This is a genomic window from Okeania sp. SIO1H4 (assembly GCF_010672695.1).
Taxonomy (GTDB): Bacteria; Cyanobacteriota; Cyanobacteriia; order Cyanobacteriales; family Microcoleaceae; genus Okeania; species Okeania hirsuta.
In genome coordinates this window covers 1-4,535 of sequence record NZ_JAAHGB010000146.1, presented here as the reverse complement: position 1 = coordinate 4,535, position 4,535 = coordinate 1, and the positions used below count along the sequence as shown (strand labels likewise).

Here is a 4,535-nt window from a genome sequence, read left to right as displayed (position 1 = left end):
GATTGCATTTCAGTTGTCGGCCACCTCTTTTAATAGTTTAATAAGTTAAACATAAATCTAATATATCACAGTAAATGTCTATTTATGTTTAACTTTGTCCAATTATTTTAATACTGTTGATAGCCCTACCTCAGCACCAATATTGATTTTGCTCCCGATCCAAATCTTGCTGGTTTTGTTGTGCCAGATGGTGGAGCACCCCAACCTAATACAATTTCCGGGAGCGTTGTCATTGAAGTAGGTGGGGAAGAAATAGGTATAGTCGGTGCAACTACTCCTACCTTACCTACCATTTCTTCCACTGGCGATCTTGTTGTTTCTCCCTCAGATAGTGAAGATATCGCAGCTTTGGCTGAGATTATTCAAGAAACAGTAGATGAATTAACTGCCACAGGTATTAATAAAATTATTCTGCTCACCCACATGCAGCAGATTAGTATTGAAGAAGAATTAGCAGAACTTCTGACAGATGTCGATGTCATTATGGCTGGTGGTTCCAATACTCTCCTCGCCACAGAAGATGATATCCTAAGGGATGGAGATACTCGCGATGATTCCTATCCTCTTCAATTTACTTCTGCTAGCGATGAACCTGTATTAGTCATCAACACCGACGGCAACTATAAATATGTCGGTCGCCTCATTGCTGACTTTGACGAAAACGGTATTATTACAAGTTTTGACGAAGACTTAAGTGGTGTTTATGCCACTGATGATGAGGGAGTTGACCGAGTTTACGAGGAAGATGTCAATCCTGAAGATGTAGCTGACCCCACAATAGTAGCTGTGACTAATGCTATTAATGACAACATTTCTGCTAGAGATGGCAATATTTTCGGTTCCACAGAAGTATTTCTCAACGGTACAAGAGGAGATGTCCGTACCCAAGAAACTAATCTGGGAAATTTGACAGCGGATGCAAATTTATTTATTGCCCAAGAATACGACCCTGATGTGATAGTTTCCATTAAAAATGGTGGCGGTATCCGCGACAATATTGGTCAGTCGTTTATTCCTCCTGGCGGTACTTCCGACGATTTGGTACAGCTGCCTCCTGCTGGAAACCCTTTTGCAGGTAAAGAAGACGGGCAAATTTCTCAGCTAGATATTGAGAATACCCTCCGCTTCAATAACGACCTCAGTTTACTAACAGTTACCGCAGAAGAACTCAAACAAATTATCGAACATGGTGTTGCAGCAACTACAGACGATGCAACTCCTGGTCAGTTTCCGCAGGTGAGTGGCCTTGCTTTCAGTTATGATGCTACTCAACAAGCAATTGAATTTGATGATACAGGCGTTGTCACAGATGGGGAGCGGGTCAGAAGTCTAGCTGTTGTGGATGATAATGGAGCGATCGCTGATGTGGTAGTGAGTGATGGAGAGATAGTAGGAGACGCAGACCGGGAAATTCGGCTAGTGACTCTCGGTTTCCTCGCAGGTGGTGGCGATAGCTATCCTTTCCCACTATTTGGTGAAAATCAGGTTGACTTAGTAGATGAAAGTTTGCCATCAGGAGCAACTAATAACGCTAGCTTTACTGATAATGGTAGGGAACAAGATGCACTAGCTGAATATTTATCAGTGAATTTTTCTGCTAATGGCAACCCTAGTTTCAGTGATGCAGATACACCTCCAGAGGAAGACGAGCGTATTCGGAGAGTATTATTTGTGAAAGGAACTAACGGTGATGATACTCTCGTTGGTGATGAAATTGATGATACTGTTATTGGTGGTTTTGGTAATGACTTCCTTTATGGTAAAGATGGCGACGATATTTTAGAAGGTCGCCCTGGTTTTGACCGCTTGTTTGGTGGTAGTGGTAACGATACTCTCAATGGAGGTCAAGGACGCGACCGCCTCAATAGTGGCCCCGGAGATGATATCATGACTGGTGGTGCGAGTATTGACCGCTTTATCTTTAACACAAATCAAGCTTATGACCAAGATGATTTGGGAGAAGATAGGATTACTGATTTTGATATAGAGCGAGATATCATCCTCATCAACAGGACAACTTTCACTGCTATTGATAGTGGGGACAGTTTTGAGAATGTATTTGCCACTGTTACCAGTAATAATGATGCTGCGACAGAGGATGCTGTCATTGTATACAATACAGATAATGGTAATCTATTCTATAACCAAAATGGTAGCGATGCTGGTTTAGGTAGTGGAGGTGTATTTGTCACATTAGACAATGCACCTGTAGTTGATGCTGACAATTTCTCATTTGTTGGATAGTTAGTACAGATATTAGGGGTAGGAGACAGGAGACAGGAGACAACGCACCCCTCGCCCCTCCCCCTCCCAGGAGGGGAAGACAGGATAAATGGGAATGAGCGAGGAGGTAGGAGTAAGAATTGTCCCAAGATTGTTCTGCCCAACTATGAGCCTAAAATACGCTCCATGCATGAGCATTAAGGGCTGAAAACCAGATACTTTTTTCGACCCCAAAAAGGCACTTGTCTTTATATGTCAATGCTTTTAGATTTAATCAGCTAGCTCTAATTAGTGATAAAAAAAACTTTCTCCTTTTCCTCCTATTTTTTCTTGCTTCTTCCTTCTTTCTTCCCTCCTGACTCCTGACTCCTGACTCCTCCGTAGTTATTTATTGATCACTGTTTAACCGGACATGATATTACTGAGTTTGGCCAGAAGTCGCAACTATATTTTTCTCTGGTGCCGTATCTGCCACTTTGACTACAAAAACCTCCCAGCGGTTACCATCAGGGTCTGTTACCCAAACTTTATCTTGAAGTGCATAACAGCAGTCTGTTTGATGTTCCTCAAATAATGATAGTCCGGCCACTTTAAATCTTTCAATGGCTGTTGCCACTTCCTCAGAAGTGCTAACTTGTATTCCTAAGTGGGATAAATTCCCACCTGGTTCTACATTTTCTTCTAAATTAAGGGTAAGATTTAGAGGCGGGTTAGCAATATCAAATTTTGCGTAATCTGACTTATACTTAACTGGTGCTACTCCAAATAAAGCTTGGTAAAATTCTACAGACTTTTCTAAGTTGGTTGCGATTAGAGCAATGTGAGTTTTAAGAGTGGACATAATTTTTTCCCTATCTAACAATTTAAACAACGAGGATCTAATAAAGTTGCCTTTTCTGGTTGGCGAGGAAACCAAAAAGCTGTACGTTTACAAAATTCTACCAACATCAACATGACTGGTACTTCTATTAATACTCCCACTACTGTTGCTAAAGCTGCCCCAGAATTTAAGCCAAACAAAGTAACTGCAGTGGCGATCGCTACTTCAAAATGATTACTAGCTCCAATTAAAGCAGCAGGAGCGGCATCTTCATAATGTAATTTCATTTTTAAAGCTGCTACATAAGTAATCAAAAAAATAAAATTAGTCTGGAGAAATAGTGGTACTGCTATCAACAAAATATGAACAGGATTTTCTACAATTAATTCTCCCTTAAAAGCAAACAATAAAACTAAAGTTATCAACAAAGCAGCAGTAGAAACCGGACTTAAATACCTGATAAACTTACGTTCAAACCATGCTTTTCCTTTATTTTTGAAAATCCAGTAACGACTATACATTCCTGCTGCTAGAGGTAAACCCACATAAATTAGCACCGATAAAACAATAGTTTCCCAAGGCACAGTTAAATTATTAGCTGACAGTAACCACCGTCCTAGTGGAGCATACAAAAACAACATTATCAAGGAATTAATCGCTACCATTACTAATGTATGTCCCTGGTTGCTGTAGGAAAGATAACCCCACATTAATACCATTGCCGTACAGGGAGCGATACCAAGTAATATTGTTCCAGCGATGTAGGAGTCTGCCAATGCTACTTCTGTACCGCGCAATATTTCTGTACCTGTTAATAGTGGGCGAAATAGCCAACCGAGGAAAATTTGCGCAAACGCTACCATGGTAAAAGGTTTAATTACCCAGTTAACGACTAATGTTAAGATTACAGGTTTGGGAGCGCGAGCTGCATTTCTAGTTTGGGTAAAGTCTATTTTTACCATGATGGGATACATCATAAAAAATAGACAAATGGCGATGGGGATAGATACTTGATAAATACTCATGCCATCTAATGCACTGGCAACACCGGGAAATATTTTCCCTAGGGCAATACCTATGACAATGCACAAAGCTACCCAAACAGTGAGATATTTTTCAAAGAAGCTAAGTTGACCACCTGCTTGTACGGCAGATTTATTGACTTGCGGTAAATTTGGACTCATAAGATTAATATCAGGATTTTTACAGTTTGTTTATCCTGTCATTAAAAAAGGTTAATGTTCTTAGATAATGTAAATATAACAAAAAAAATTGATATGTCAAGCAATGAATTATATTAAATCCGGTAGCAGGGCGTGCTATATCATGTCCGGTTAGTTATAAATAAATGACAGAGGAGTCAGGTATTGGACTTTGGACAAAAAGTAACTAACAGTTAGCGTAATAATTACGCTAATCAAACAGGATAATACCGCTCTATCTCCAGTGAATTTAATCACTGAAAAAAGGCATTGAAGAAGGAGACAGGAGA

The 4,535-nt window shown here is 40.1% G+C and carries 3 protein-coding genes; 1 reads left to right on the top strand and 2 read right to left on the bottom strand.

Going from position 1 to position 4,535, the window contains the following annotated elements; genetic code table 11:
* Positions 1 to 180: 180 nt before the first annotated feature.
* Complete coding sequence (locus F6K06_RS33135; RefSeq protein ID WP_287245207.1) at positions 181 to 2,244, top strand: 5'-nucleotidase C-terminal domain-containing protein; 2,064 nt, start codon at positions 181 to 183, stop codon at positions 2,242 to 2,244.
* Between the two features lie 397 nt (positions 2,245 to 2,641).
* On the opposite strand, the gene F6K06_RS33130 is transcribed toward F6K06_RS33135, so the two are convergent.
* Positions 2,642 to 3,064 carry an ArsI/CadI family heavy metal resistance metalloenzyme gene (locus tag F6K06_RS33130; protein ID WP_124143497.1) on the bottom strand — a complete coding sequence of 141 codons (423 nt, stop codon included), beginning with the start codon at positions 3,062 to 3,064 and terminating at the stop codon, positions 2,642 to 2,644.
* Between the two features lie 14 nt (positions 3,065 to 3,078).
* Positions 3,079 to 4,227 carry an ACR3 family arsenite efflux transporter gene (gene arsB / locus F6K06_RS33125; protein ID WP_287245201.1) on the bottom strand — a complete coding sequence of 383 codons (1,149 nt, stop codon included), beginning with the start codon at positions 4,225 to 4,227 and terminating at the stop codon, positions 3,079 to 3,081.
* Positions 4,228 to 4,535 lie beyond the last annotated feature (308 nt).